The organism is Thiohalomonas denitrificans (genome assembly GCF_016841685.1).
Classification (GTDB): Bacteria; Pseudomonadota; Gammaproteobacteria; order Thiohalomonadales; family Thiohalomonadaceae; genus Thiohalomonas; species Thiohalomonas denitrificans_A.
In genome coordinates, this window is sequence record NZ_JAENYR010000143.1 from 1 (window position 1) to 4,003 (window position 4,003).

A 4,003-nucleotide genomic window follows, 5' to 3' on the forward strand; every position below is an offset into this window, starting at 1 on the left:
TTCGTCGCCGGGGCTCCTCGTAATGACAGCGGGGGGAAGTTCATCAGGAGGAGCCACAGCGACGCGGCAATCTGGGGTTTGAGAGCAGGAGATTACTTCGTCGCCTGGGGCTCGGCTTTGGCATCCTGCGTCGCTCTACCACTTACATCCATGTAGGCGTCCTCGTAATGACAGCGGGGGGAAGTTCATCAGGAGCTGTATCCTCCTGCTGTGGAGACCCGAATCAGTAAATAACGGATAACCACGGGGTACACGGGGACCACGGAGTGAAATAAGTTTTTCGGGTTCTCCCCCGTGCGCCCCGTGAACCCCGTGGTTCGGAGTACTCACCAGGTAGGGTGGATAAGCGAAGCGCATCCACCAAGCAACTCGAGAGAGAACGCGGATGTCATTGCGAACCGTACGCCCTGCTGCGCAGGCCCGATCAATGAAGATCGGGTAACCACGGGTACGCGGGGACCACGAAGTGAAGGGAACCTCTAAATTTATAGAAGTGCCCTAAATCGGGTGGATCGTCTTTTTTCCCCGTGCGCCCCGTGGTTACCCGTTCCTCACCGATTCAGGGCTGCGAAGCGGCGGGTGGAGCCCGCTTCAAAGTATGCGATTAGCCTGACCTCCCGAAAGCCGCCTTTATCCCGCTCCCCGCAGCCGATATGATGGGCGTTTTCGTTCACAGTGAGGATGGGTTCCATGAAGCGACTGCTCACCGGTTTACTGCTATGCGCCTTCCTATCCACATCCAACGCGGCCCCCGATACCAAGCCGCGGGTGGAGATGGAGACCAGCGAAGGGAGAATTGTGCTGGAGCTCTCTCCCGATAAGGCCCCGAAGACGGTGGAAAACTTCCTGCGCTATGCGGAAGACGGCTTTTATAACGGCACCATCTTCCATCGGGTAATCCAGGGTTTCATGATCCAGGGCGGCGGTTTTACACCCGATATGCAGCGCAAGCCCACCCGCGCTCCCGTGATCAACGAAGCCGACAACGACTTGAGCAACCAGACCGGTACCATCGCCATGGCCCGCACCAGCGATCCGCATTCGGCCACCGCGCAGTTTTTCATCAACGTATCCGACAACCGTCCGCTGGATTTCACCGGCCGCACGCCGCGCGGCTGGGGCTATACCGTATTCGGGCGCGTGGTCGAGGGCATGGAGGTGGTCAAGCAAATCGAAAACACCGCCACAATGACCCGGGGCGGCCAGCGCGATGTGCCCGAAAACAGCGTCATCATCGAAAAGGTCAGCCGCATCGGCGTCTAGACCGAGAACGAATCCGAGCCCTTCATGAATTCACCGCAAAGTCGCCAAGAGCCTGAAAGATTCAATGGCTAATCGCGACACGTGCCAAGACTCTGAATTCGGCCATGCTGCGGCGGCGCTGCGGTGAACAATACGGACCAACCGAGGAATCGAAAACGTGATCAAAATACAGACCAATTTCGGCACCATCACGCTCCAACTTAATGCAGAGAAGGCGCCGATCACCACCGAAAACTTCCTGCGATACACCCGGGAGGGCTTCTACGACCGCACCATTTTCCATCGGGTCATCGAGGGCTTCATGATCCAGGGTGGCGGCATGGAGCCGGGCATGGCGGAAAAGAAAACCCACGAGCCGATTCAGAATGAAGCCGACAATGGCTTGCCCAACAAGCGCGGTGCCATTGCCATGGCCCGCACCATGGATCCCCACTCGGCAACGGCCCAGTTCTTTATCAACCTGAAGGACAATACCTTTTTGAATCACAGCGCACCCTCCGCACAGGGTTGGGGTTACTGCGTCTTTGGTGAGGTGGTCGACGGCATGGATGTGGTGGATAAAATCAAAGAGGTCCCAACCGGCAACAAAGGCCAGCACCAGGATGTGCCGGTCGATGATGTCATCATCGAGAAAGTGGAAGAAGTCACTGAGGCCTGATGGGCTCGACCCTGTTCATTTCCGACCTGCACCTGACCGGAGAGCGGCCCGAGACCCTCAGGCTGTTCTCACGTTTTCTGGAGGAGCGGGCCCGAAAGGTGAGCGCCCTGTATATCCTGGGTGACCTGTTCGAAGTATGGTTGGGTGACGATTTGCTCCCACCCGGCTGCGAACCGGTGCTGGCAGAACTGAGGCACCTTACCGACGCGGGCATCCCGGTACGTGTGATGCCCGGTAATCGGGATTTCCTGCTCGGCGAGGGTTTTGAACAGGCCACCGGGTGCGAATTGCTGGAAGAGCCCACCCGGCAGGATATTGCCGGCATCCCGACACTGCTCCTGCATGGCGATACACTCTGTACCGACGATGTCGCCTATCAAACGATGCGGCGCACGCTGCGCGACCCGGCCTGGATCTCGGATTTTCTTGCCAAGATCCCCGCGGAGCGTATTGCACTGGCACGGCAGTTACGGGAGAAAAGTCGGGAGGCGACCGGTGCCAAGGAGTGCGCCATCATGGACGTCAATGCCGAGGCGGTTTCCGCGACCTTCCGTGAATATCGAGTCGAACGTCTCATCCACGGCCACACCCACCGGCCCGCGCGGCATGAAGGCGAGCTTGACGGAACTCCGGTCGAGCGCTTCGTGCTCGGCGACTGGAGCGATCACGCCGAGATCCTCACCTGTGACGAAGACGGCTGCCAATTGGAGCGATTCACCGGATGCAGCCTGGATCTTTAACCGCAAAGACGCAAAAGAACTTTGAGCCCCTTACCCCAGCCCTCGCCCTCGGGGAGAGGGAGTTTTTCAACAGCCTGCTGGAATACGGAGCAAGGATTTCTTCTCACCCGACACCTTCCAGATAGGCGAGTTCCGCTTCGGAAAACCCCGCTTGGCGGCGCGCCTCCTGGTGGAAGGGACCGCGCAAAGGTCCTTTCATATACTCATCGGTCAATGCCCGATAAGTCGTTTCGGGCTCCAGATCCCGATCCGTACAGAGGAAACGGAACCAGCGATCGCCGATGGCCACATGACCGATTTCATCGCGAAGGATGATGTCCAGCAGCGCCGCGCCATCGGCATCCCCCGCCTCCAGCAGCCTGGCCTTGATGCCCGGAGTGACATCGAGCCCTCTAGCCTCCAGACAACGGGGGACGAGCGCCATGCGAATCAGGGGATCATGGGCAGTCTTCCTGGCCATCTCCCAAAGCCCGTTATGGCCGGGGAAATCCCCGTAATCGTATCCCAGTCCACGTAGATGATCGCGCAGCAGGGTGAAGTGATACGCCTCCTCGTCAGCTACCCGAACCCAGTCGTCATAGAATGGTTGCGGCATGCCCCGAAAGCGGTAGGCCGCATCCCAGGCGAGATTGATGGCATTGAATTCGATATGCGTCAAAGCGTGGTAGAGAACCGCCCTGCCCTCGGGCGTCGTGGGCCGGCGTTTGGGCAAGTCGCGGGGTCTAACCAGCTTCAGCCCCGGAGGCCGGCCCGGCTCGCCGATGGGCTTCGCTGCGCACTCCTCTGTCCAGGCCAACTCGCCTGCCCGCCAAGCCTCGACTGCCGCTTTGGTGCAGGAAACTTTTTCATCGGCCTCGCAGGCATCGAGGCAGGCCTTTGCCGCGGTGAACAGTGTCTCACTCATGAGGTGGAGTCTACCAAGAACGCTGAAACGCTACAGGGCGGTCATGGCCGTCAGCAGGGCAACCGCATACTTTGAAGCGAGCGCCACCTGCCGCTCCGTGCCCCGAATCAGTAGTGAACGTTCAGCCGTCATTACGAGCCGTACCCGCCGCTGCGCGCCGCCGAACCACTGACGAACTTCCCTCTTGTCATAGCGAGGAGCCTCAGCGACGAAGCTATCTCGAAGTGCCAAGTACCAGATTGCCGCGTCACCTAGGCTCCTCGCATACAGCGACGGCAAGTTCATCAGGAGGAGCCCCAGCGACGCGGCAATCTGGGGTTTTGGGAGCAGGAGATTACTTCGTCGCTTAGGCTCCTCGTAATGACAGCGAGGGCAGGTTCATCAGGAGCCACAGCGACGTGGCAATCTCGCTGTTAGGACACCAGATTACTTCGTCGC

The 4,003-nt window shown here is 59.3% G+C and carries 5 protein-coding genes; 3 read left to right on the forward strand and 2 right to left on the reverse strand.

What is annotated here, in order from left to right; genetic code table 11:
* Positions 1–551: 551 nt before the first annotated feature.
* The gene (locus Q7L05_RS17050; protein WP_303909459.1) at positions 552–692 is read right to left on the reverse strand and encodes a hypothetical protein; all 141 of its coding nucleotides are present in this window, start codon (positions 690–692) and stop codon (positions 552–554) included.
* Between Q7L05_RS17050 and Q7L05_RS17055 the strand changes: the two genes are divergently transcribed.
* The 3 genes from Q7L05_RS17055 (at position 691) to Q7L05_RS17065 (ending at position 2,661) form a co-directional block, all read left to right on the forward strand.
* A complete protein-coding gene (locus tag Q7L05_RS17055) occupies positions 691–1,263 on the forward strand; it encodes a peptidylprolyl isomerase (protein WP_303909461.1) in 573 nt (190 codons plus the stop codon). The two genes, Q7L05_RS17050 and Q7L05_RS17055, sit on opposite strands and share 2 nt — an antisense overlap.
* A 157-nt stretch (positions 1,264–1,420) precedes the next feature.
* Positions 1,421–1,921, forward strand: coding sequence for a peptidylprolyl isomerase (locus Q7L05_RS17060; protein WP_303909463.1), 501 nt, complete (start codon positions 1,421–1,423; stop codon positions 1,919–1,921).
* Positions 1,921–2,661: a UDP-2,3-diacylglucosamine diphosphatase gene (locus tag Q7L05_RS17065; protein ID WP_303909465.1), complete on the forward strand. Its 741-nt coding sequence runs from the start codon at positions 1,921–1,923 to the stop codon at positions 2,659–2,661. Before Q7L05_RS17060 ends, Q7L05_RS17065 begins: the two co-directional genes overlap by 1 nt.
* 103 nt (positions 2,662–2,764) lie before the next feature.
* Here Q7L05_RS17065 and Q7L05_RS17070 read toward each other — a convergent pair whose 3' ends face one another.
* Positions 2,765–3,565 carry a ferritin-like domain-containing protein gene (locus tag Q7L05_RS17070; protein ID WP_303909467.1) on the reverse strand — a complete coding sequence of 267 codons (801 nt, stop codon included), beginning with the start codon at positions 3,563–3,565 and terminating at the stop codon, positions 2,765–2,767.
* Positions 3,566–4,003: the final 438 nt, after the last annotated feature.

Coding starts and splice junctions, on each gene's coding strand:
- Q7L05_RS17055 (WP_303909461.1), top strand. CDS start 691: ATGAAGCGACTGCTCACCGGTTTACTGCTATGCGCCTTCCTATCCACA.
- Q7L05_RS17050 (WP_303909459.1), bottom strand. CDS start 692: ATGGAACCCATCCTCACTGTGAACGAAAACGCCCATCATATCGGCTGC.
- Q7L05_RS17065 (WP_303909465.1), top strand. CDS start 1,921: ATGGGCTCGACCCTGTTCATTTCCGACCTGCACCTGACCGGAGAGCGG.
- Q7L05_RS17070 (WP_303909467.1), bottom strand. CDS start 3,565: ATGAGTGAGACACTGTTCACCGCGGCAAAGGCCTGCCTCGATGCCTGC.